Annotated in this window: 23 protein-coding genes and 1 tRNA gene; 17 read left to right on the top strand and 7 right to left on the bottom strand. The window is 44.3% G+C overall.

All coding sequences use genetic code 11. From position 1 onward, the window contains the following. Positions 1 to 91 precede the first annotated feature (91 nt). Genes DN53_RS14485 through DN53_RS14460 form a run of 6 tightly spaced genes read left to right on the top strand, consistent with a single transcriptional unit; the run spans position 92 to position 6,046 of the window. A complete protein-coding gene (locus tag DN53_RS14485; protein WP_242502149.1) occupies positions 92 to 2,443 on the top strand; it encodes a TonB-dependent receptor in 2,352 nt (783 codons plus the stop codon). A 35-nt stretch (positions 2,444 to 2,478) separates the two neighbouring features. Then, positions 2,479 to 3,258, top strand: coding sequence for a DUF4625 domain-containing protein (locus tag DN53_RS14480; RefSeq protein WP_129655335.1), 780 nt, complete (start codon positions 2,479 to 2,481; stop codon positions 3,256 to 3,258). Positions 3,259 to 3,311: 53 nt separating this feature from the next. Further along, positions 3,312 to 3,791 (top strand): DUF4625 domain-containing protein, encoded by a 480-nt coding sequence (locus DN53_RS14475; RefSeq protein ID WP_129655333.1) that lies wholly within the window; start codon positions 3,312 to 3,314, stop codon positions 3,789 to 3,791. An 11-nt stretch (positions 3,792 to 3,802) separates the two neighbouring features. Then, positions 3,803 to 4,432, top strand: coding sequence for an ABC transporter ATP-binding protein (locus DN53_RS14470; RefSeq protein ID WP_207211125.1), 630 nt, complete (start codon positions 3,803 to 3,805; stop codon positions 4,430 to 4,432). Further along, on the top strand, positions 4,429 to 5,616 hold the full coding sequence (locus tag DN53_RS14465; RefSeq protein WP_129655329.1) for an ABC transporter permease: 1,188 nt from the start codon (positions 4,429 to 4,431) through the stop codon (positions 5,614 to 5,616). The genes DN53_RS14470 and DN53_RS14465 overlap by 4 nt, the downstream gene beginning before the upstream one ends. Then, the gene (locus DN53_RS14460; RefSeq protein WP_207211124.1) at positions 5,606 to 6,046 is read left to right on the top strand and encodes a hypothetical protein; all 441 of its coding nucleotides are present in this window, start codon (positions 5,606 to 5,608) and stop codon (positions 6,044 to 6,046) included. The genes DN53_RS14465 and DN53_RS14460 overlap by 11 nt, the downstream gene beginning before the upstream one ends. A 78-nt stretch (positions 6,047 to 6,124) precedes the next feature. On the opposite strand, the gene DN53_RS14455 is transcribed toward DN53_RS14460, so the two are convergent. The 4 genes from DN53_RS14455 to DN53_RS14440 form a co-directional block, all read right to left on the bottom strand. Next, complete coding sequence (locus DN53_RS14455) at positions 6,125 to 7,273, bottom strand: SGNH/GDSL hydrolase family protein (RefSeq protein WP_129655327.1); 1,149 nt, start codon at positions 7,271 to 7,273, stop codon at positions 6,125 to 6,127. A gap of 85 nt (positions 7,274 to 7,358) precedes the next feature. Continuing rightward, positions 7,359 to 8,054 carry an LrgB family protein gene (locus tag DN53_RS14450; protein ID WP_129655325.1) on the bottom strand — a complete coding sequence of 232 codons (696 nt, stop codon included), beginning with the start codon at positions 8,052 to 8,054 and terminating at the stop codon, positions 7,359 to 7,361. Next, positions 8,051 to 8,386: a CidA/LrgA family protein gene (locus tag DN53_RS14445; RefSeq protein ID WP_129655323.1), complete on the bottom strand. Its 336-nt coding sequence runs from the start codon at positions 8,384 to 8,386 to the stop codon at positions 8,051 to 8,053. The genes DN53_RS14450 and DN53_RS14445 overlap by 4 nt, the downstream gene beginning before the upstream one ends. Before the next feature lie 123 nt (positions 8,387 to 8,509). Next, a tRNA-Leu gene (locus DN53_RS14440) sits at positions 8,510 to 8,591 on the bottom strand. 162 nt (positions 8,592 to 8,753) lie between these two features. Here DN53_RS14440 and DN53_RS14435 point away from each other — a divergent pair. The 3 genes from DN53_RS14435 (at position 8,754) to pth (ending at position 11,080) form a co-directional block, all read left to right on the top strand. Continuing rightward, complete coding sequence (locus DN53_RS14435) at positions 8,754 to 9,695, top strand: ribose-phosphate pyrophosphokinase (protein ID WP_129655321.1); 942 nt, start codon at positions 8,754 to 8,756, stop codon at positions 9,693 to 9,695. A 19-nt stretch (positions 9,696 to 9,714) separates the two neighbouring features. Next, positions 9,715 to 10,356 (top strand): 50S ribosomal protein L25/general stress protein Ctc, encoded by a 642-nt coding sequence (locus tag DN53_RS14430; protein WP_129655319.1) that lies wholly within the window; start codon positions 9,715 to 9,717, stop codon positions 10,354 to 10,356. 94 nt (positions 10,357 to 10,450) lie between these two features. Next, positions 10,451 to 11,080 (top strand): aminoacyl-tRNA hydrolase, encoded by a 630-nt coding sequence (gene pth / locus DN53_RS14425; RefSeq protein ID WP_129655317.1) that lies wholly within the window; start codon positions 10,451 to 10,453, stop codon positions 11,078 to 11,080. A gap of 2 nt (positions 11,081 to 11,082) precedes the next feature. Here the strand turns inward: pth and DN53_RS14420 are convergent, their stop codons facing one another. Both DN53_RS14420 and DN53_RS14415 read right to left on the bottom strand, forming a co-directional pair. After that, positions 11,083 to 11,769 carry a hypothetical protein gene (locus DN53_RS14420; RefSeq protein WP_129655315.1) on the bottom strand — a complete coding sequence of 229 codons (687 nt, stop codon included), beginning with the start codon at positions 11,767 to 11,769 and terminating at the stop codon, positions 11,083 to 11,085. Continuing rightward, complete coding sequence (locus DN53_RS14415; protein ID WP_242502148.1) at positions 11,766 to 15,368, bottom strand: reprolysin-like metallopeptidase; 3,603 nt, start codon at positions 15,366 to 15,368, stop codon at positions 11,766 to 11,768. The genes DN53_RS14420 and DN53_RS14415 overlap by 4 nt, the downstream gene beginning before the upstream one ends. A gap of 230 nt (positions 15,369 to 15,598) precedes the next feature. On the opposite strand from DN53_RS14415, the gene DN53_RS14410 reads away from it, so the two are divergent. From DN53_RS14410 to serS, 3 genes are read left to right on the top strand one after another with little or no spacing between them, the layout of a single operon-like run. Continuing rightward, positions 15,599 to 16,528 (top strand): bifunctional riboflavin kinase/FAD synthetase, encoded by a 930-nt coding sequence (locus tag DN53_RS14410; RefSeq protein ID WP_129655312.1) that lies wholly within the window; start codon positions 15,599 to 15,601, stop codon positions 16,526 to 16,528. Further along, entirely contained in the window at positions 16,529 to 17,845 is a 1,317-nt protein-coding gene (locus DN53_RS14405) for an HTTM domain-containing protein (protein ID WP_129655310.1), read from the top strand. Positions 17,846 to 17,896: 51 nt separating this feature from the next. Next, positions 17,897 to 19,168, top strand: coding sequence for a serine--tRNA ligase (gene serS / locus DN53_RS14400; protein ID WP_129655308.1), 1,272 nt, complete (start codon positions 17,897 to 17,899; stop codon positions 19,166 to 19,168). Between the two features lie 81 nt (positions 19,169 to 19,249). Here serS and DN53_RS14395 read toward each other — a convergent pair whose 3' ends face one another. Beyond that, a complete protein-coding gene (locus DN53_RS14395) occupies positions 19,250 to 19,633 on the bottom strand; it encodes a hypothetical protein (RefSeq protein WP_129655306.1) in 384 nt (127 codons plus the stop codon). 240 nt (positions 19,634 to 19,873) lie between these two features. Between DN53_RS14395 and DN53_RS14390 the strand changes: the two genes are divergently transcribed. The 5 genes from DN53_RS14390 (at position 19,874) to mgtE (ending at position 24,556) form a co-directional block, all read left to right on the top strand. Beyond that, positions 19,874 to 21,661, top strand: coding sequence for a tetratricopeptide repeat protein (locus DN53_RS14390; protein WP_129655304.1), 1,788 nt, complete (start codon positions 19,874 to 19,876; stop codon positions 21,659 to 21,661). Positions 21,662 to 21,696: 35 nt separating this feature from the next. Next, the gene (locus tag DN53_RS14385; RefSeq protein ID WP_129655302.1) at positions 21,697 to 22,014 is read left to right on the top strand and encodes a DUF4286 family protein; all 318 of its coding nucleotides are present in this window, start codon (positions 21,697 to 21,699) and stop codon (positions 22,012 to 22,014) included. A gap of 4 nt (positions 22,015 to 22,018) precedes the next feature. Further along, a complete protein-coding gene (locus DN53_RS14380; protein ID WP_165357440.1) occupies positions 22,019 to 22,327 on the top strand; it encodes a gamma-glutamylcyclotransferase family protein in 309 nt (102 codons plus the stop codon). Positions 22,328 to 22,392: 65 nt separating this feature from the next. Then, entirely contained in the window at positions 22,393 to 23,217 is an 825-nt protein-coding gene (gene rsmA, locus DN53_RS14375; RefSeq protein ID WP_129655381.1) for a 16S rRNA (adenine(1518)-N(6)/adenine(1519)-N(6))-dimethyltransferase RsmA, read from the top strand. After that, positions 23,204 to 24,556: a magnesium transporter gene (mgtE, locus tag DN53_RS14370; RefSeq protein WP_129655298.1), complete on the top strand. Its 1,353-nt coding sequence runs from the start codon at positions 23,204 to 23,206 to the stop codon at positions 24,554 to 24,556. The genes rsmA and mgtE overlap by 14 nt, the downstream gene beginning before the upstream one ends. Positions 24,557 to 24,568: the final 12 nt, after the last annotated feature.

Here is a 24,568-nt window from a genome sequence, read left to right as displayed (position 1 = left end):
ACAAGATGTAATGGAACCTGGCCATTAAGCTCCTTGTCAGGAGCATATCCTACAATTTTATAGTATTTACATAATGCGCAACAAAATGCTCATGGCATGGCTATACATCGGTCTATGTCTTCAAGCATCTGCACAAGAACTCCATACCATAAATGGAGTTATTATAGATGCCCATACCCAAAGTCCAATTATTGGGGCCAACATCATAGGTGATAATTTATTTGCCGTTTCGTCCGATCGTGGTGAATTCAGTATTGAAAATGTCCCCCAAGGCCCAAAAAAATTTACAATAACCCATATAGGATACACCTCCCAACAGCTTACCCTGGAGGTCAATCCCAATATGGACTGGATTACCATTGAATTAGTGGCATCTGTCACCAATCTTGATGAGGTGGAACTTTATGGAAAGACCGAACACCGCAAAGCCCAAGAACTTTCCACCATTTCTGTTGGGGTGAACAAGGAATTCCTGGAGAAAAACCGAGAGAACAGCCTTATGCAGACCCTGCGAAAAATTCCCGGGGTAAGTACCATGACCATAGGTTCTGGACAGTCCAAGCCCACTATTAGGGGATTGGGGTTCAACAGGGTAAGTGTGGTGCAAAATGGCATAAAGCACGAAGCCCAACAGTGGGGCAACGACCATGGGTTGGAAATAGACCAATATGGCATAGACAACATCCAAATTATAAAAGGTCCGGCTTCCTTACTCTATGGTTCCGATGCCATAGCCGGTGTTGTGGACATTCAACCCCCAAACATTCCCTTACCAAATTCTTTTGGGGGAGAAGTAAACCTCTTGGGAGAAACCAACAATGATCTATTGGGAGTATCCGCAGGAATCCAAACCAGAAAACAAAACTGGTTCTACCGAGCCAGGCTCACTTACAGGGATTATGGGGATTATAAAGTACCCACCGATCGGATACGGTACGAAAGCTACATTTTTGAACTCCATGAAAATCATTTAAGGAATACTGCAGGAAGGGAGGCCAATGCCAGTTTCAGTATTGGATTTGCAAAAGATGACATCAAATCCGAGACCTTCTTCAGCAATGTCAATGCCAAAAACGGCTTTTTTGCCAACGCACACGGATTGGAGGTAAGGACCTCAACCATTGATTATGATAGTTCCAATAGGGATGTAGACCTTCCCTTTCACAAAGTGAACCATTTTAAGGTCATCAACAATACCACCCTCTACAAAGGGAAACACACCCTGCACCTAGATCTGGGCTACCAAAACAACCAAAGGGAAGAGCATTCAGAACCCGTCCCCCATGGCTATATGCCCACTCCACCCAACAGCAGGGAAAGAGTTTTTACCAAGAATACCTTTTCCATAAATGCCAAGGACACCTTTAGGCCCAATGCAAAACATGATGTGGTTTTTGGAGTGGATGCCGAGCTGCAGAACAACAATATTGGGGGGTGGGGTTTCTTGATTCCGGAGTACGACCGGTATTCCGCAGGGGTCTTCGCCTATGACCATTTCAAGATCAACGAAAACTTCCATTTGCAAGCTGGCCTGCGGTACGATGCGGGCCTTGTGGAAACCAGGGCGTATTACGATTGGTTCACATCCACCATCAACAATCCAAATGGCACAACCTCCTATGTTCGCTTACAACGTGCACAGGACAAAAGCCTGAATTTTGGAAATCTCAGTGGTTCGGTGGGCATGAGCTACCTCAGCAAGAATACCACCTATAAAATCAATTTGGGGAAAAGTTTTCGGATGCCATTGGCCAACGAATTGGCTTCAGATGGGGTCAACTATCACATGTATCGCTACGAGCGGGGCAACATTGACCTAGATCCCGAGGAATCCTATCAAGTGGATTTGGCCATTGATCACTCCAACCAGTGGTTTACTCTGGGCATAAGTCCTTTCGTGAATTATTTTGACAACTTCATCTATCTGAATCCCACACCCAATTATTACGAGACCCTTCAAATCTATGAGTATACCCAAAGTAAGGTGTTCCGGTTTGGCGGTGAGGTCAAAGCAGGGTTCAACCTGACCGATGCCTTGCACTTGGATGCTTCCTTGGAATATGTGTATGCAAGACAGACCAGTGGTCCTAAAAAGGATTTCACCTTGCCTTTTTCCCCTCCCCTGTCCGGGCTGTTCTCAATCAATTATCAATTTAAGGATGTCCTGTTTTTTCAACAACCATTGATCACCATTGATTTTAGGGCAACGGCCGCGCAAAATGAAATTGTACCCCCCGAAGAGCGAACGGAAGGGTATCAAGCGTTCAACCTGTCCGCCATGACCCAACTGCCTCTCTTTGGAAACGGCGAACCCGTGCATATGCGCATCAAACTCAACAATGTGTTCAACACGGAGTATTACGACCACACCAGTTTTTACAGACTTATAGATGTCCCCGAACCCGGTAGGAACCTATCGATTTCGGCCACTATACCATTTTAATATAAATCAAATTAGTAAACCCAAAAACAAGTAGAATGAAAGCAAATTTTAAATCTTTAGCACTAATTATTTTTTTAGGCCTCGCCCTCTATTCCTGTAGCAGTGATGACGAAGGCACTCCGCCCGTGGCTGCCCCTGCAGTCTCCAATTTTGAATACGGGGAGGGCAGTTCACATTCCACCGATCAAGTTGCCTACAAAGGGTCCGACATTCATTTGGAAGCAGAGATTACCGCAGAAGGCATTGTGAGCAGCATTTCCATTGACATCCATGCCCATGACCTGGAAGTGGGAGAAGGCGAAGTGGAGTGGGATTATGAACAAACCTGGACGGATGCCAGTTATTTGGTCATAAACCCCACTTTCCATGAACACATAGACATCCCTTCCAACATTCCGGCCGGGGAATACCATATTGTTTTGACGGTAACCGACGAGCTAGGCAACAGCACTGAGGCCGAAGGCCATGTACAAGTTTTGGACCCAATCACTATAAGTGATTTTGATATGGATGAAACCGTGGCCAGGGGAAGTGATTTTCATATTGAATTCATGATTGAAGCCGTTAACGGAATTCACGAAGTTCTGGTTGACGTTCATGCCCATGGTTTAGAGGTTGGAGAAGGTGAAGTTGAATGGGATTATGAAGGCGATTACTCAGAAGATTTCCACGAGCTGACCGAAGCAGAATTCCACAAGCACATTGATGTGCCGGTCACAGCTCCAGCCGGCGAATATCATATCATTTTCACCATTGAAGATGAAGACGGAAACACCTACGAGTATGAAACCCACATTGACGTAACCGAATCATAATCCTAATTGCCGCATGGTGTGGTGCCATACCATGCGGCTTTAATTTTTTCAAAATGAAACTGTTAGCAAAATTACTTTTGATCATCCTTCCCATCAGCTGGCTGATATCCTGCTCCAATGGTGACAGCTCATCTGTAGATGAGGAAAAACCCACCATCAGTGTAAACTATAGCGGAGGGTTTCCGCAGGCCTGCGAAGAAATCCAAAAAGGACAATCCTACACCTTCAAGGCCATGGTCACCGATAATATGGAACTGGCCGCATACAGCCTCAACATCCATCACAACTTTGACCATCACACCCATGACGACCAAGGGGCCCAATGTGAGTTGAGTCCTATAAAAAATGCGGTCAATCCCATGATATTTATGGAAAACCACACTATTGAAAATGGTGGGACTTCCTATGAAATCAACCTCACTGTCGCCATTCCAAATGACATTGATATAGGAGATTATCATTGTGCCTTTTCGGTAACCGATGCCACAGGATGGCAGAGCAGGACCTCCATAGATATAAAAATTGTGGACTAAAGTGGACTTCTATGATAAAAACAAGTGGACTCACCTTTCAATACGATGAAAGGGACATGGTTTTCAACTTTCCCGATATTTCATTGGGGCCAAGTGAAAATCTGCTCATTTTAGGCAAATCCGGTGTTGGCAAAACTACTTTTTTACACTTGTTGGCCGGATTGCTTACCCCTTTGGAGGGCAAGGTTGAAATTGAAGGGATCTCCATCCATTCCCTTTCAAACAGGAAAATGGACCGCTTCAGGGGACAGAACATTGGTCTGGTATTCCAAAAAAACCATGCCATTCAATCCTTAAACGTATTTGAAAATTTGCAGGCCAGGCTTTTCTTCGCCAACAAGGCCATTTCAAACACCATCATCTCGGACCTATTGGAACAATTGGACATCATTGACTGCCAATCCAAGAAAGTACGGGAACTTAGCGAGGGACAATTGCAACGGCTGGGTATTGCCATGTCGGTCATTCACCGTCCGCAACTGATCTTGGCAGACGAACCCACGTCAAGCCTTGATGATGACAACTGTGAGGCCGTAATACAGCTGCTCATAGACCAGGCAACAGCCAATAATGCCAATCTCATCGTAATCACACACGATGGGAGGATACAACCCCTGTTCCAAAATTCCTTGACACTATGAACGTTTGGAGCATCAGCATACGGAATTTTCGGCACAAGCCCTTATACACCTTTTTGAGCATTCTTATTCTCTCTGTAAGCATTGCCCTTCTTCTGGCCATCCAACAAATGGAAGCATCATTCAAACAGCAATTGGAAAACAATCTTGGAAACATAGATATGGTGGTTGGTGCCAAAGGGAGTCCACTACAGTTGGTACTTTCCTCAGTATTGCACATAGATAATCCCACCGGGAACATTTCCTATAAAGAGGCCCAAAAGCTATCCAAAAATCCTTTGGTAAAAATGGCCGTGCCCATTTCCTATGGTGACAATTATAAAGGGTATCGCATCGTGGGAACTACCCATAATTTTTCCATACTGTATAATGCAACCATAGAACACGGAAGGGTCGTTCAAAAACCCATGGAAGTTGTCTTGGGAGCCGCAGTGGCAGAAAGGTTTGACCTACACATTGGGGATACATTCCTTAGTTCACATGGATTGGCAGAAAAAAATGACCATGACCATGAAGAACCCTTGACCGTTGTGGGCATCTACAAACTCACCCATAAAATATTGGATCGGTTGATCGTGACCGACCTTAACACCATTTGGGATGTACACCACCATGAAGCTGCTCCCAATGATAACCATGAAAAAGAGATTACCTCTTTGTTGGTGACGTTCAGGAGTCCCATGGGCTTTTTAACACTTCCCAGAAACATCAATTCAAATACCACCATGCAAGCCGCCCTCCCAAAATACGAACTGGAGCGCTTGTACCAGTTCACAGGGGTCGGCGTAAAAACGGTAACATGGATTGCCTATATCATCCTCATCATTTCCTGTATCACCATATTTATAAGCTTGTACAGAATGGTTCGGGACCGCGCTTTTGACCTAGCCTTGATGCGCACCTACGGGGCCAATGTTCCGCAGTTGGTAAAAATGGTGGCCTATGAAGGGCTCTTGATCGTGGGCATTGCTTTTGTCGTGGGCATATTGCTGTCCCAAATAGGGGTACGATTCATTTTTGAAATGATTATGGACCAATACAAGCAAAGCGTCCCTCTCTTGCTGAATTACAAAGAAATAGCACAAACCGGGGGATTAGCGCTGCTCATGGTATTATTGGCCATAGGCCTTGCCATATCCCCCATCATCAAAATGAACATATCCAAAATTCTGAGTCATGAAAAATAAAATTTGCATCGCAATGGCATCATTGATCTTTTCAGTCACCCTACAAGCACAAAAACAAATAGACTGGGACGACTTGGCCGAGGTTACTTTTTCCATAAAGTACATCCCTTCTTTTGGGGCTGAATTTTTGGCGCCCACATTTTCAGATCATGTCCTGTCCTTGGATAATCAAGAAGTTTCCATTGTTGGGTATTTCATCAATATTTCCCCGGGTGAAAACGCCTATATTTTATCCAAAAACCCTATGGCTACCTGCTTTTTCTGTGGAGCGGCAGGGCCCGAAACCGCCATTGAACTACAATTCGATTCCGCACAGTCCTTCAAGATGGATGCCGTGGTGAGCGTAACCGGCACACTGAAACTAAATCCTGACGATGTGGAGCACTTCAACTACATCATCATGGACTGTAAGGCCCAACCCATGAAATGAAATCATCCCAAAAAAGGGTAACCATGTGTTATACAGTCCAATTAATTCATTGGGATTGCAAGAACTCTGGATAAGATATCATTCTGAAGTTTTCCCATCCACGGCAATCCTTTTGGTAATGCTATTACCAACAGCCGCAGCATATTTTACCATGCCGTGGTCATTGGGGTGGGTACCATCCACAAAACTATCCTCACCCAAACCCATTTCGGCCTTTTCTAAAAGGTATATGGACTTCACTTTTTGGGCTATCAACTGGGCATAGGCATTTTGGGTGGCTATGTTCAGTGCTTCATATACTTTCTTCCGTTGGGGCTGCATTTCTCCATCGGAATAGCCCGCATGTTCTACCAACAATATAGGCACATTGGGTTGTTTATCCCTTAAATCCTGAACAGCCTTAAGAATACGCTTCTCCGCTTCTTGGGCACCAAGACTTCCTTCCAACGTAAAGTTCGCCATACAATCCAACACAAAAAGGGAAGCTTGGTTTTGGGCCATGAAATCAATGATTTCCGGTTCCAGTCTCCCGTTTCCTGAAAAACCGAGGTTTCGTATGGGTTGGCCCAGCTGTCTGCCCAAAATTGCAGGCCATGCCATTCCGGCACGCGACGCACACCCTCCCTGAACAATGGAAGTGCCATACACCACTATGGGCTTCTGCTCCGTAATCGTTTTTACATCCTCAAAAACAGAGGTTTCCGGCACCCCTATTTTTAGCCACTCCAGTGTGTTGTACAATGGCAAATAAAGCCGATAGGTTTTGATTATTTTACGATTTTCCGGCTTAATGCCATTATAACTATAGGTAATTGTGTCCTTAAAGCTGTAGGTGCCCCTCACCCACTGCCAATTTTTATCTTCATCAAATGCATACAAATCCACACCACTTACCCCTGTTGCAGGCATATGTTGAAATGCATGCGGGTTCTCCACTCCATACTGAACCTCAATATCGCCGGCATCGGTCTTGAATTCAAGGTAAAGGCCAGCCGAATTTCGCGACAACCGCCATACCTGTTCCCTGACTTTTTCCTTCATATTAGCTGGAAAGCGTTGAAAGGGTTCAGTATCCAACGTATTCAGTTTGCCTGCCACAAACATTGTAGAGGCATCATGCCAAACCATCTTTTCGCTTTGTTGCCCGATCCCCGTTGTTGAAATCAATCCGAACCAACCCATTAAAAGGAGATAGCCCAAGTTTCTTCCCTTATATTTTTTCTTCATGCTCTATATATCTGTAGTTATATTGATTCATCCAACCCTTGAAATGTTCATCAAGTTAGCCAAAAACATCTATATGGAATCTTGATCACCCCATCCACCATTCGATGATAAACGGAGTTGCTATGGCCGTCACTAGCCCGTTGACACAAAGGGCCAAACCACTATACACTCCTGCCAGTTTACTTTCTTCCAGCGCCCTTGCCGTACCTATGCCATGGGATGCCGTACCCAAGGCGGTCCCAATGGCTGTTTTGCTGGTAATGCCCAAAAGTTTAAGGATATGGATTCCAAAGGCATTGCCAAAAATCCCAACCGCAATGACCACTCCTGCCGTAATGGAGGGTACGCCCCCAACCGATTTGGCCACTTCAATGGCTATGGGTGTGGTAACCGATTTTGGGGCCAAGGACCTGATCAATATCTCAGGCGCCTTAAAGGCCAATAATATAAAAATCAAGCTCAGTATACTGCTCAGTCCACCTATACATACGGAGATACAAAAAGGCATCAGATTGGATTTGATCTCATCCAATTTTTCATAAAACAAAACGCCAAGTGCTACTACTGAAGGCCCTAAAAAGAAACTGAGAAATTTTCCACCATTGTCATAGGTTTCAAAGTCAATATCAAATAGGGACAGGAACAGGATAAGTACCAAAATAGTCACTAGAATTGGGGTGGTCACGGCCCATCCCACTCTCTTATGCAGCCGTTGGGCCATAAAAAACACGGCCAAGGTCAAAAATACCCAAACCACGGGCAAGGCGATAAAGGCTTTCATTTTTTCTCGAGTTTTTCTTGAAGAAATGCCGTTAGGTACAATGTTAGTAGAGTGCTTCCCAAAACAGCCAACCCAATGGAGAGCCAATGTTCCTTTATGGTCTCAAAATGCACCATGAGTCCCACCCCATACGGCACAAAAAAGAGGACCAGATATTTCAGCAGTTTGTCTGAGGCCGGCTTCACCATTTCCAATGGGATTGCCTTGAATTTCAAGGCCAGAAAGATCAACACCATCCCTATGATGTTTCCGGCTATGGGAATCTTGAAAACATAGGTGACAAACTCACCTACCACCAAAAAAAGAAAGATGACACTTAAGGATTTTATCATTTGGCATTTGGTTTTAGAATTGAAAATTAAGGTTTCATAGGGTAATCCTCAACACCAAAGACAAAACTTTGCGGCACAGCATAAAAAAATCCCTGCAAACTCAATGTTTACAGGGACTCTTTGTACCTTGGGTGGGAATCGAACCCACACGTCCGAAGACACTGGATTTTGAATCCAGCGCGTCTACCAGTTCCGCCACCAAGGCATTTCTGGATGTTTTTTCAAAATGGAATGCAAAGCTAAACAAATATTTTTATTCAACACCAAAAAATACTTGTATTTATCCTTTAGCAACCCGAATTAATTTTTAAATTTGCACCTCTTTACCAGAAAGCATCGTTAAAAAGCTAGACAACAAGAGTTTGCAATGGCCTATCAAGTTCCTGAACCCAAAATTTTTGCATGTACCCAAAGTATTGAACTCGGCAGAAAAATAGCCGCTTCATACGGTGCAGATTTGGGAAAGATACAATTTTCCAGATACAGCGACGGGGAATTCCAGCCTTCCTTTGAGGAATCCATTCGCGGGGCACGCATCTTTATCATTGGTTCCACCAACCCAAGCTCGGAAAATTTAATGGAAATGCTGTTGATGTTGGATGCCGCCAAAAGAGCCTCGGCAAGACACATTACCGCCGTGATGCCGTATTTTGGCTGGGCCAGACAGGACAGAAAGGACAAACCCCGTGTGCCTATTGCCGCGAAACTTGTAGCCAAGATGTTGGAAACAGCGGGAGCCACAAGGATCATAACCATGGACTTGCACGCGGATCAAATCCAAGGCTTTTTTGAAAAACCTGTGGACCATTTGTTCGCTTCCACCTTGTTCCTTCCCTATTTAAAGGAACTCAATCTGGATAATCTCTGCATTGCCTCCCCGGATATGGGTGGTTCCAAAAGGGCCTATGCCTATTCCAAAGCATTGGAGTGCGATGTGGTCATCTGTTATAAACAACGGGCCAAGGCCAATGTGATTTCCCATATGGAACTCATTGGGGATGTAGAGGGCAAGAATGTGGTTTTGGTGGATGATATGGTGGACACCGCGGGAACCCTTACCAAGGCTGCAGACCTTATGATGGAACGTGGCGCCTTAAGTGTACGAGCAGTGACCACACACGGATTGTTGTCCGGAAACGCCTATGAAAGAATAGAAAACTCAAAGTTGACGGAACTGATCATCACAGATTCAATTCCCATTGACCATAACCAGAAAAAAATAAAAGTATTGGGTTGTGCCAACCTCTTTGCGGATGTAATGCACAGGGTTCACCACAACACTTCCATATCTTCAAAATTTTTAATGTAAATCAATTTAATATATTACAATGAAGTCAATTACTATCAAAGGATCCCAAAGAGAAAGCGTGGGCAAGGTATCTACCAAGGCCCTACGTAATGCTGGAAAGGTCCCTTGCGTGCTGTACGGAGGGGAAAGTCCATTGCATTTTTCTGCGGAAGAAATCTCATTCAGAGATTTAGTGTACACTCCCAACGCACACACTGCTGTGATTGAGTTGGAAAATGGTCAAAAATTTGACGCGGTACTTCAGGACATTCAATTTCACCCTGTGACCGACAAAATTTTACACATCGATTTCTATCAATTGTTCAATGACAAACCTGTGACCATGAACATCCCCGTACGTTTGGAAGGAAACTCTCCAGGGGTACGAAATGGTGGTCGTTTGTTGTTCAGGAAAAGAAAACTATCCATCAAGGCATTGCCAGAATTGTTGCCTGATTTTATCACAGTGGATATTTCCAAACTTAGAATCGGTGGTACCATTGCGGTAGAAACCTTGTTGAGCGATGATTTTACCATTCTACACCCAGATAGTACTGCGGTGGTACAGGTGAAAGCTTCCAGAACTTCTGTTGCTGATGATTCAGAAGATGATGAAGAAGAGGAAGGCGCTGAAGGTGCTGCTGAAGGTGGCGATGCCCCAGAAGCAGAAGCTACGGAATAGGCCGTTACATCTATAAAACACAAAGCATCCCATTTGCGATCAAGCAACTAATGGGATGCTTTTGTATTTTTGGACAAATACATTGTTTAAACAGATGCTCAAATTCATCAAAGCATTTTTCAACACTACCAAACCCTTACTACAAGAAACAGATTCCATGAAAAAATTCCTTATAGTCGGATTGGGAAATATAGGGTCAGAATACGAAGAGACCCGACATAACATTGGGTTTAAAATATTGGATTTTTTGGCAGAACAGGAAAGCTTCACTTATGAAGATGCCAAACTCGGCGCGGTAGCGACATTTAAGCACAAAGGAAAAAGCGTTTTGTGCCTAAAACCTTCCACTTACATGAACTTAAGCGGAAAAGCCGTTAAATATTGGATGGACAAGGAAAAAATCCCATTGGACAATGTACTTGTAATCACGGACGATATCAATCTTCCCTTTGGCACTATCCGCCTGAAGACCAAAGGAAGCGATGGGGGCCACAATGGGCTAAAGGACATACAGAATACCCTGCAGACCTCCCAATACAACCGTTTCAGATTTGGGGTTGGTGCTGAATTCAGTAAGGGAAAGCAGGTGGATTACGTTCTCGGGAAATGGAACAGCGAGGAAAACCAAGCACTCCCAGAACGGTTACAAAAAGCAGCAGATCTTGTTCTATCTTTTATTTTTGCAGGCACAAAGAACACCATGAACCAGTTCAATGGTTCTTAGGCTCAATGCACCTTGAACTCAAACACCCCAGAATCTGAAGTATTTCCTTCTTGGTCCGTGGTCAAGACCTCCCAATAATACGTTTCCCCGGATATTACGCTTACGTTCGATTTCATAGTGGTTGCTCCAACGGTTCCTAAAGATGTGCTCGGAGGGTTTTGGTCAGAAAAAAATACTTCGAACGAAACTATATCTCCGTCCACATCAGCTCCAGACCATTCCAAGGTAACTTCATTGGCTATATCCTTCAACACTGTTGAACCTGAAACGGGAGATACGGCCCGCGCAGGAAAAGGTGTATAAGTGGTTTGGGCACCCGCATTATAAAACAACCATGTCTCACTTGTTACCACCTGATCGGACCTACTGTTGGTTGAGGTAACGGACCATGCAAAAGGAGTTCCCTTGGCTATGGACAGACTGACCGATGTGGCTGCGGTTGATAAGGTTTGTGGAACGTTGGTTTCCAAATTGACCACCGTCAAAGTGTAACTATTGGTATTCGCCGAAGATCTCCACTCAAATGTAACCTGACTCAGTTCTTCATTTACACTTACCCCTGTGGTACATTCGGAGTTTTCCGCAGGGAAAACCAACTCTGCCGCTTCAGGAGTCACAGGCCCATCATCATTTCCTCCGCAAGAGACCAATAATAGCAAAAGGATAAGACTGACTAAAAGTTGCTTCATTTTTTAATCAATTTAAATGTATCCTTAATTCCTTCTTTTTCAACCTGAAGGTAATAAGCTCCCTTGGATAGTTCCGACACGTCCAACTCCAAATTTTCCCCATACAATCTTTTTACATAGGTCTTCACCAACCTTCCATTTGATGAGAACACCTTTAGCGATACAACCCCGACATATCCATTCAGATAAACTTCCGTGATTCCCCTTGTTGGGTTTGGGGACAAAATAGGCTGCAACGCATTAAAATAGGTCTGTTCAAAAACACCTTGACAAGGTAAATCCGTATACACTTTCAAAGTGTTCTGTCCTTGCTTTAATTCCAATTGTATGTTGGAATCCCTAGTCTGGGTCACCAATCCGTTTAGTTCCACATTATACAAATTGGCTCCACTCATATTAAGCTGCACAAAACCTTCTTCTGCAAGGGCAACCACTTCCAAGATATCAGGTTCAGAAACCACAATATCGAAACACACTTCACGATATGTAATCAAGCCATTGGTCCCAGAAATACACAAAGAATATGTTCCAGCATTTAAACTGGAAAACGTATGTTCATTGGTGAAATCAACATTAATTGGTGAACCTCCACCATCCAAAATAGCAGAATACGCTATGGTATTGTCCATTGGGGTAATGGTCACGGAACCATTATTGTTATCCCTGCAGGTCTCGCTGAGGATTTGCACCTCAAAATTATCTGGAGCAAATCGATAGACCGCACAACCATTGGTATCCACTTCAACGCCTTTTGGTGTACCCAAGCAAAGATCGTCCCCATCGTCAAAGACACCATCTTCATCATCATCTGGCCTAAAATTACCTTCCACACAGACTTCCATGGAAAAAGCTATCAATGTTCCTCCATCACTGGATGCATTGTCCTTGACTTCCAACACCCATTCCCCCAAAATGGATTCTCCATTCAGCGAAGCCAAAGAACCCAAAGGAGCCACGGTTCCAGAAATAGCTGGATTTCCTCCACAAACAATCGCACTTCCATCATCATCAAAAACAGCATTTATATTATTCAACCCGCCACAGGTACTGGATATCAAAGCAACCCGGGTACCCTGGGGAGAAATAAGGGTGATCATTAAATCTTCCAAATAGGTGTGATCCAATTCCAGATTTACATTGACATCGGAAATGGGCAAATCTTCAAAAAACTGTATGGATGAAGTTACGGTTGGAGTCCCCACATTGGAAATTTCCAAGGGCAGATTCTTGGATTCAAAATTCTTACAGTTCAACTGTATGGTTGTAAAACTGAAAGGTGTTCCAAAAGTGCCCGTACCGCAGTCATTACTCGGGCGCACCCTCCAAAAATATTCGGTTTGTTCCTCCAAATTTGTGGCCTTATAAAAGTTGAATGGTACCGACGCTGATTCAATCACGTTGGAAAACCCGACGTCCGTGGCAATTTCCACATCATAATTGGAGTACATAGGGTCAATCTCCCATTCCAATTGGGTTTTCAAAGATGTATTTGCTTCCATATCGCCGGGAGAGACCAATACCACCTCTGCAAAGCCAGAATCCTGTAGATTAAGCGACAAGATCACGTCCTTGGTTACCGAGGCCGAAGTAGAGGTAACCGTAATATCATAGACCCCAGGAGCAACACTTCCCGTATTGGAAAGTGTTAAATCCACCGAGGTACCATCAACGCTTGCATTGGTCGGTGAAAAAACTGCTGTTATACCCACAGGTACATCTGCTGAGAATGTAGAAGTTTCATTGAATCCCAAAAAAGTCTGATAAGTAAAAGGGATGATAATGTCGTTAGGTTGGCAAACGGAATAAGACAATTCGGAGAACCCCAAGACTACCTCTGAGGCCTCGATTGTAAAATCCGTTGCATTCACAGCAAAGAAAATATTATCACTCGCCTTTACCATAATACGAGCATTGGACACAGCATTCCCCGGCAGAAGTATATCCTCCGCCCCATCATTCAGGGTGTCATCGGCCAACAAAATGGGGAAAGTTACCCCTCCATCCAAAGAAAGGAAAATATCCACGGTCTTTGCATCAATAGGTAAAATGTTGGTGTTGGCCACATCCCACGTAACTTCTTGAATAGACCCCGCACTGTATGTTTCTGATGAAGTTTGGGATGTCACTACAAAAGGTCCTGCCGCTTTAATGACTTTTACATCCAACACATCCGATACTACTTGCCCTCCACCTGAAGCGTTGTCTCTTACGGTACAGGCAAAGGTCAGTCTCCGCTCTATTTCAGAAACAGTTTCCCATGCCTCACTTTCTCCAGGGGTGGTCTGAGTAAGGTTTCCTTGCATCACCTCGGACAATCGGGGGAAATATCTCTCCGGGTCGGTGGAAGGGGGCAATGATCTAAAATTGGCACCACTGGCATTGGTTGGTCCAAAGGTATTGGTCGTTACCACACCATTATTGATTTGTTCCCAAGTGTATGTAAGAACATCCCCCAGGTCTGGGTCTGTTGCACTACTCTCCAATACAAAAGCTGTCCCTATTGGTATAATAAAGTCATTTACGGGTGAAAGTACTGGGGGAGAGTTGGCAATCGCTGTGGTTTGGGCACACGAAGTAGACTGCAGGTAATCCGATATTTGCAGGATGCTGTTATAGTGAAAATAATCATCCCCATTTGGGGCTACGTTATTTCCTTCAACAATGCCGGCATAACCCATAATGGTGGTTCCACTGGCTGGTTCGGCCTGCACACCGGTTCCTTCCGACTCAAAAGACCATGTATGGTTGGCACCAAATTGATGACCCAATTCATGTGATACAAAATCAAGGTCAAAGATGTCCCCTTCGGGCTCAAAGGCTGCTGAAAAAGCACTCCCCTTTTGGTTATCCACACACACCGCCCCTACAAAACCCGCATTACCGTTATTTTGGGAAACAGACCCCACCTTGTGAAACAAATGCCCAACATCGTAATTGGCTTCCCCTATATTGGTGGTAAGTGTATTCTGGACCTGGGAATTAAAATTCCCAGTGTATGGATCGGTATTCGGATTGGTATAAATCACTAGGTCATTATTGGGGACCAACTCCAAAGTAACCCCCAAATCGGTTTCAAAGACCTCATTGACCCGCGTCAAGGTAGCATTGATAGCGGCCAAGGCATCTGCAACAGTGCCCCCATGATAGATGGTGTATTCGCCAGTTACCGAAACAGCAATCCTATACTTACGGAGCACTTGATCATCCACCAAGGGCACAATGGTTTTTGCAGTAAGACTTTGCTGAATTTCCTCGGTCTCACAGACAAAGCTATTCTTTCCATCGGCATCAGATCCTTTATCGTAAAGCACGTAGGCGTTGGGTTTATTTGATATAGGCTCCATGAAAACCTTTTCATGATTGTTCAGGTTCACCATCATAGTCTGGAGGCCATTGTGGGAACTACTGAGTTTGATTTTATATTTCCCATCTTGGCTCATCCCTGTAAACGACCGGATATTGGGATACTTTTTCGCCAATTCAGGGTGTAATACAGGTGTTTCGGTAAGCACAAAGGGAACCATTTCCCCATTTCCGTTGGGAAAGTACACCATGAGACCCTTCCCTTTAGAGGTCCGGGAAGGCTCAAGCTTCTCCATAAACAGGCTTTCTTCCAAGGAAAAAACCGCGCGAGCCTTTTCCACATGCTTTATGGACGAGCTCTTTAAATGGGTTTCCTTTTGCGCCTGTTTCCAATAACCCTGTTGTCCAAATACACAAAAGGAGCCAAAAAATATGGTTATTGAAAAAACAAGGTGTAATTTAGCCTTCATACATAGTTTGGGCATAGGTCAATTTCAAAAATAAGCCTTTTTTATTTCTTGATTAGGTGGAAACAATCCAGGATATTTCTCTTTTTAAGCGCAATACGTATCAAACGGCAATTACCATTGGCACTTTTGATGGTGTTCATCTGGGTCACCGTAAGATATTGGAACGCCTCATAAATAGTGCCAAAAATACCGGATTAAAGTCTACGGTCCTCACTTTTTTCCCCCACCCCAGAATGGTGCTCCAAAAAGACACCAACATAAAACTACTGAATACCATTGAGGAAAAAACCCAAATCTTAAATGATTTGAACCTGGATTATCTCATCATCCATCCTTTTACAAAAGAGTTTTCACGACTTTCGGCAACCGAGTTTGTCCGTGATATTTTGGTCAATAGTTTAAAGGGCAAAAAAATCATCATTGGTTACGACCACCGGTTTGGCAGAAACCGAAATGCCAATATCCAAGACCTTATTGCTTTTGGAAACACCCTAGATTTTGAGGTAGAGGAAATTCCCGCCCAAGAAATCGATGATGTTTCCGTAAGCTCAACAAAAATCCGGAATGCCCTTAAAGAGGGCGATATTGCCACCGCCAACAGCTATCTCAGCTATGCCTATATGCTTACGGGTATCATAAAAAAAGGGAAAGGCCTTGGCAAGCAATTTGGGTTCCCGACCGCCAACCTGCACATTCCAGAAACCTACAAACTCATTCCAAAAACAGGCGTGTATGTGGTCAAGAGCACCATTGATGGCCAAGAACATTTTGGGATGATGAACATTGGCTACAATCCTACCGTAGGAGGGTCCGAAAAAAGCATCGAAATCAATTTTTTTGATTTTAATGGCAATCTGTATGACAAGAAAATACAGGTGGGCATTTTACATCGTATTCGCGATGAGCACAAATTCAACTCCATTGAGGAGCTGCAACAGCAATTGGCAAAGGACAAAGAGGTGTCGTTGGACCTAATCTCCCAATAGATGTCATTCCATTTTCTCTTTAAAAAAATAGACAATGCCCAACTGGTTGTCTTTCGTATGTTCTATGGTCTTTTGGTCAGTGCGGAATGTTACGGGGCCATAGCAACGGGTTGGGTTAAAAGAACCTTGATCGAACCCAAGTTCACCTTTACTTTTATTGGGTTTGAGTGGCTACAGCCCCTGCCAGGCAATGGCATGTACATTTACTTTGCCATCATGGGCACTTTGGGTATTTTGATCACTTTAGGTTATAAATACCGATTCAGTGCCTTTGCCTTTGCCTTGATGTGGACCGGGGTGTACTTGATGCAAAAGACATCGTACAACAACCATTATTACTTGTTGATGCTGTTGGCCTACATTATGGCATTTCTACCTGCACACAAAGATGCCTCACTGGATGCCAAATTGAACCCAAAACTACATTCCTTCACCATGCCCAATTGGGTTCGGTGGATCATTATCCTTCAGTTGTTCATTGTCTATACCTATGCCTCAGTGGCCAAACTATATGGGGATTGGCTGGATTTCAGCATCATTGAACTGTTGATGAAATCCAAATCGGACTATTATTTGATCGGGGAACTTTTACAGGAAAAATGGGTGCATAAAATCGTCGCGTTTTTCGGGATTTTTTTCGATTTGCTCATTGTGCCCGCCCTACTTTGGAAACCCACCCGTAAAATTGCCTTTGTCATGGCCATTTTTTTCCATCTCTTCAATAGTATAGTATTCCAAATAGGGATTTTCCCCTATCTGTCCTTGGCGTTCACTGTCTTCTTTTTTGAACCTCAAACCATCCGAAACGTATTTCTCAAGACCAAAAAAGTGGTTGTTGAACAATCCACAACACTTCCCAAAAATCACAAATGGGTTCTGGGAATCTTGGGGGGATACTTTCTTGTACAACTTGTCCTCCCGCTACGTCACCACGCCTTCAAGGACGATGTGTTATGGACCGAGGAAGGTCACAGGCTCAGTTGGCGGATGATGTTGCGAAGTCGGTCAGGAACCATCAAGTATACGGTGGTCAATAAAGAAACCGGTAAGGCCATCAATATTAACTTAAATGATTATCTCACCAAAAAACAGCGCAGAAGGGTGGCGTGCTACCCAGATTTTGCCTGGCAATTTGCCCAGCATCTTAAGAAAGACTATGCCAAAAAAGGAGAGGATATCCAGGTTTTTGTGACCAATACGGTAAAAATCAACCAAGGGGAATATTATGAGTTTATAGATCCCAAGGTGGATTTGGCCAGTGTTCCTTGGAAGCATTTGGCCCACAACGAATGGATTCGTCCATCGCATAAGGAATAATTGTTGGGCACGTCTTCAGATTGAATTAAATTTGCGGCTCAATACAAGGCCATGCTTCAATTACATACCATTCGGGAAAACAAGGAAAGTATCATCACCGCTTTACAAAAGCGAAACATTGATGCAGAACCCATGCTGTCAAAAATTATCGAACTGGATGAAAAAAGACGTTCCATCCAAACCGAACTGGATGCGACCTTGGCCGAATCCAACAAGCTTTCCAAGGAAATTGGCATGCTCTTTAAATCCGGAAAAGCACAGGAGGCCAATGCCCTTAAAGAAAAAACCGCAGGATTGAAGGAAGCCTCAAAGCAATTGGGGGATGACCTAAATGCTGCTGCCACTGCCTTGCAAGAGCAACTCTACCAAATACCCAATGTGCCCCACGAATCTGTTCCTGCGGGAAACACCGATGAGGACAACGAAGAAATTTTTAGGGAAGGTGATATCCCAGTCTTGGAAGAGGATGCATTGCCACACTGGGAACTGGCCAAAAAATACAACATCATTGATTTTGAACTCGGCGTAAAGGTCACCGGTGCCGGTTTCCCGGTCTACAAAGGCAAGGGGGCCCGTTTACAGCGTGCGCTCATTGCTTACTTTTTGGACAAGAATACCGAAGCCGGATATATGGAAATACAACCCCCTCTCATGGTCAACGAAGCCTCCGGTTATGGAACCGGGCAGTTACCGGACAAGGAAGGGCAAATGTACCATGCGACCGCAGACGATTTGTATCTTATCCCTACCGCGGAAGTCCCCATTACCAACTTGCACCGGGATGATATTTTGGCCGAAGCCGACTTTCCCATAAAATATACCGGGTATACCCCTTGCTTTAGAAGGGAAGCCGGAAGTTACGGAGCGCATGTACGTGGCTTGAACCGTTTGCATCAATTTGACAAGGTAGAGATTGTTCGCATGGAGCATCCAAACAATTCATACGCCGCTTTGGATGAAATGGTGGAGCATGTGAAGAATATCCTTCGCGACCTGAAATTGCCGTATCGAATCCTTCGTCTCTGCGGTGGGGATTTGGGCTTTACTTCTGCCCTTACCTATGATTTTGAAGTGTTCTCCACAGCCCAGGACCGTTGGCTGGAAATCAGTTCCGTTTCCAATTTTGAAACCTTTCAGGCCAACCGGCTGAAGCTACGTTTTAAAGATGAAAATGGAAAAAGCCAATTGGCACACACCTTGAATGGAAGTGCCTTGGCCCTTCCAAGGGTATTGGCCGGAATCTTGGAGAACTGTCAGACCAAGGACGGCATCAAGATTCCCGATGTTTTGGTTCCCTACTGCGGATTTGACACCATTGCATAACGCAAAAAAATGCCGGGCCCATCTTTTTCAAAGTGATGTCCCGGCAAATTTCAATAATCCAATTTTTTAGCTTGGAGCCTTTTAATTGCACCCGTGGTCCACACATCCTTGTGGAACAATATCGGCATCCTCATTATTATTGGCATCCTTTACCGTGAGGACCCCACCATTGCACCCAAAATTTAAAGTAACACTACTGGAATACGTAGTCATTAACAGCGTACCCCCTTGGTACCATCTGTAGGGTGCGGTACCGCCATACACTGAACCATCTACTTGACCATAGGGTCCAGTTCCACACCAAGACAGTGAAATCCCTGTGGCCTCAACGGCTTCAACAGTATCACTTTTCAAGGAAGCCTCCTTGGTTACGGACGAAGAAGAATTGTCCAAATTCTGTGCAGAAACGTATGTCACCAATGACATTACGAACAATAATGCAATCAATTTGCTACTTGTTTTCATATAGAATAAATTTTAAGGTTTTCTAAATATAATAATATTTTTCTTACATAATACGTAAGGTTTATTATTAAAATATAAAGTTGCCGTTTAGAAAATCTTAAAACATTCCAGAATCCATATTCAAACCAACGGATTGATTATCAGCAAACATCCTACATGACGCATAGTTTTTGCAGCATTTTGGATTCGGTTAACAGAATCCCGCCCTTTTGTACGTTATATTTACAATAAAACCAACTATTGAGGTTTCTCCTATTTTTCATATCGAGCATTTTGGTGCAGACCTTTTCCTATTCCCAGGAAGATTTTCTGGCCAAACAGTACTTTGCGGATGGGGAATTTGAAAAAGCAGTGGCCTTCTATGAAAAATTGGTAGAGAAAAACCCGCGGCGCACCGACTATTCCGAGGGTTTGGTGGCCTGCTACCAGCAATTGGAACGTTATGAGGATGCCGAAATCTTTCTTTTGCAAAAAATAAAGGACACCTACGCCTTTCCCACCTTTTTTATTGAACTCGGTTATAACTATACATTGCAAGACCAAGCCGAAAAGGCAACGACTTATTATGATCAGGCCATCCAAAAAATTGATGAAAACCCCAATTATGGATACAGTGTAGGGTATCGATTCCAAAAATATGCGCTATTGGACTATGCCATTAAGGCCTACACCAATGCCATGGCCCTAAAACCGGATTTGAACTACGATTTTCAACTGGCCAGGATTTATGGCGAGCAGGGCAATATTGAAAGAATGTACCAATCCTATCTCAATCTTATCTGGGAAGGAAGGACTTCCCGGTCCAATGTGCTCCGCAATATAGACGACTTTATCTCGGAAGACCCTTCCAACCCCAACAATGTCATCTTGCGAAAGGTATTGTTGAAGAACGCACAGCAAAACCCCGATGTTCTTTGGAACGAATTGTTGAGCTGGCTTTTTGTGCAGCAAAAACAATACAACAGCGCATTCAGTCAGGAAAAGGCCATTTTTAAACGTACCGGTGAAACTTCCGTGGACCGATTGGAAAATTTGGGACAGATTGCCTTGGAGGACAATGACCTTGACAATGCCGTATCCATTTTTGAATATGTGGTGGAAAATAGCACCGACCCCGGAAACAAACTGAACGCTGAGTTGAGCCTTATCGATATTGAATTGAAAGACCCAACAGATAAGGTTTTGAACCAGGTTGAAAAAGAATTTCAGGATTTGGTGACAACATATGGAAACCAAAGCCGTACCCTACAATTGCAGATTGCCTATGCCAACTTTCTCACTTTCAAACGGGAAAGACCGGAACCTGCCATTGCCATGCTCAAGGAAAGCCTTGAGCTACCCTTGGGACGTGTGATCACGGCCTATATAAAATTGGCCTTGGGTGATATTTTGGTGTACGACCAAAAATTCAATCAAGCACTTATCTATTTCACGCAGGTACAGAAAAGCCTTAAAAATGATGTTCTGGGTCAAAATGCCCGTTTCAAAGTGGCCCAGACCAGTTTTTACAAGGGGGATTTTGATTGGGCGCTAACCCAGTTGAAAGTACTCCGAAGCTCCACTTCCCAACTCATTGCCAATGATGCCATGCAGTTGAGCCTATTGATTTCGGACAATTCCTTGGAAGACTCCACCCAGACCGCATTGAAAAAATATGCCAGGGCAGACCTGTTGGCCTATCAAAATAAAAACAAGGAAGCCATTGCGGAATTGGAGGACATCCTTGAAAACCACAAAGGCGAAAAAATTGAGGATGAGGCACTGCTCCGGCAGGCCCAACTTTTGGAAACCCAAAAAGACTATGAAGGTGCCCGGTTCAATTATCAAAAAATAGTGGAGTTTTATGCCGATGGTATTTTGGCCGATGATGCCCACTTTGCTTTGGGCCAATTATATAGAAATATCCTTAATGAACCCGAAAAGGCCAAGGCCCATTACGAAAAGATCATCTACAACTATCAGGACAGTTATTATTTTCCGCAGGCCCGAAAGAATTTTAGGATGCTCCGCGGGGATGCCATTAACTAATTCTTCCCTACATTAGGGCCTTAAACCAAAAGGCCATGATCATATACAATGTTACGATCAATATAGATGAAAGTGTGCATGATGAATGGTTGTCATGGATGCAGGACAAGCACCTCCCCGATATGTTGGCCACGGGAAAGTTCACCCATGCCAAAATGGTAAAGGTGCTGGTTGAGGAAGATATGGGAGGGGTCACCTACTCCGTACAGTATACCACAAAGGACAAACAGACTTTGGAATCGTACTACAGGGAAGATGCCGAGCGTTTACGTGCCGATGCCCAAAGATTATTTCCCAATAAGTTTGTGGCCTTCCGAACAGAGCTCGAAGTCATCAGTCAACAAATTCCCTAACCCCTTGGCATACCTGTTTACCTATGGAACGCTCCAAGACCTTCAAGTACAGCAATATGTATTTGGACGCATCCTCAATGGGCAACCTGATTTTTTGTTGGGGTTCAAAAAAATGGAAAATGCCGTTTACGGCAGATACTCCCTAGTAATCCAAACTGGTAAAATTGAGGACAAAGTGGAAGGTAAGGTATACGAGGTCTCTGAAATTGACCTAAACAAGGCCGATATTTATGAGACCAGCGCCTACAGTCGTAAAATATTCCCTCTGGAATCCGGTCTGAAGGCATGGGTCTATGTCGAAAATTCCAAGTAACTTGCAAAAAAACCCCTGTGCCCAAGAAGAATAAAAGAAAGCCCGATAATGGTAGGCCCAAACCTATGGAAAATGGGCAGGAAAATGGTGCGGTAAAGGCCAAAAAACATTTGGGGCAGCATTTCCTGAAAGACGAAACGGTAGCACGCAACATAGCGGACACCCTTAGCCTTAAAGGCTACACCAACGTTTTGGAGATTGGTCCGGGAATGGGCGTGCTCACCAAATACCTTTTACAACGGGATTTGGATTTGGTGGCCATGGACTTGGATGAAGAGTCCATCATATACCTCAACCACAGCTTTCCCTTGGAGCATGCCGAAATCCTAAAGAAGAACAATCGCCTCAACATCATTGAAGCTGATTTTCTAAAGTTTGATTTACGAAACCTTTACGGCGAAGAGCAATTTGCCATAACTGGAAACTTCCCTTACAACATCTCCAGTCAGATTGTTTTTAAAATGCTGGAAATACGGCAACAGATCCCAGAATTTTCGGGAATGTTCCAAAAAGAAGTGGCCCAGCGCATTTGTGAAAAACCGGGAAGCAAGACCTATGGCATTCTATCGGTCTTGGTGCAGGCCTTCTACGAGGCCGAATATTTGTTTTCCGTACCACCCCAGGTTTTTGACCCTCCACCCAAAGTGCATTCCGGGGTATTGCGCCTCACCCGAAAACCCGAATTGAAGCTTCCCTGTGATGAGCATCTGTTCTTCAAGGTGGTAAAAACAGCTTTCAACCAAAGACGCAAGACCCTTCGAAACAGTCTTAAAACCTTTGATCTTTCCGATAATCTCAAAGAAGATACTATCTTTGACCAGCGCCCAGAACAGCTCAGTGTGGCAGATTTTGTAACGTTGACCCAAAAGATAGCCAATGACCCCGTTTAAACTTACAGACGAGCTTTTAGAAGAAATCCAGCAACTGATCTCGGAAAAGAGAAACGCCGACCTTCAGTCCATGATGCAGGAGTTCCACTATGCCGATATTGCCGAAATAGCGGATGAACTGGATGTGGATGAAGCCACCTATCTCATCAAGCTTCTGGAAAGTGAGAAAACATCGGATATCCTTGCGGAAATGCACGAAGATATCCGGGAAGCGGTATTGAAAAACCTTACCGCAAAGGAAATCGCAGGGGAGCTGGAGGAGCTGGATACGGATGATGCCGTGGACATTATTAATGAGCTACCCAAAGAGATGGTCCAAGAGGTCATCTCTGAGATTGAGGACCGGGAACACGCCAAACATATCGTGGACTTGTTACGCTATGATGAGGACAGCGCCGGTGGACTTATGGCAAAGGAATTGGTAAAGGTGAACGAAAATTGGAACGTGCTCACCTGCGTCAAGGAAATGAGGGCCCAGGCCGAAAATGTGACCCGGGTACACTCTATATATGTGGTGGACGATGAAGGCAGACTAAAAGGAAGGCTATCCTTGAAGGACTTGTTGACCACCTCCACCAAAACCAACATCAAGGATGTGTATATCCCCAAAGTGGATTCCGTGACCGTTAACGAAAAAGGGGAAGAAGTGGCAAAGATCATGTCCAAATACGACTTGGAAGCCATTCCCGTAGTGGATGAAGTAGGCCGATTGGTGGGCCGCATTACCATTGACGATATTGTGGACGTGATCAAGGAAGAAGCCGACAAGGATTACCAAATGGCAGCAGGTATATCACAAGACGTGGAGGCCGATGATGATATTTGGGTCCTTACCCGAGCCCGATTGCCTTGGCTCATATTGGGTCTTTTGGGTGGTTTGGGAGCCGCCGCCATTATGGGCGGTTTTGAGGAAATGATCTCCAAACACGCAGTCCTTTTCTTTTTCACCCCTTTAATAGCGGCCATGGCAGGTAACGTAGGGGTGCAATCCAGTGCTATTATTGTACAGGGTCTCGCCAATGACGATCTAAAGGGAAGTATCAGTAACCGACTCATTAAGGAAATGTTATTGGCTCTGTTGAACGGACTTATTCTGGCTACTTTACTGTTGATTTTCACTTGGGTTTGGAAAGGAGCATTCACTACCGCCCTGGCCATTTCCCTTTCGTTGGTGGTAGTCATTGTGGTAGCGGGACTCATCGGGACCTTTATCCCCCTTTTCCTTCACAAAAGGAACATAGATCCAGCCATAGCTACGGGACCTTTCATTACCACAAGCAACGATATTTTTGGAATCCTGATCTATTTCTCGATCGCCAAGATCATTTTGGGGATTTAATTCCTTTCGACT

Source organism: Flagellimonas olearia, from assembly GCF_004150225.1.
GTDB classification, from domain to species: Bacteria; Bacteroidota; Bacteroidia; order Flavobacteriales; family Flavobacteriaceae; genus Flagellimonas; species Flagellimonas olearia.
This window is presented reverse-complemented; position numbering and strand designations above follow the sequence as displayed.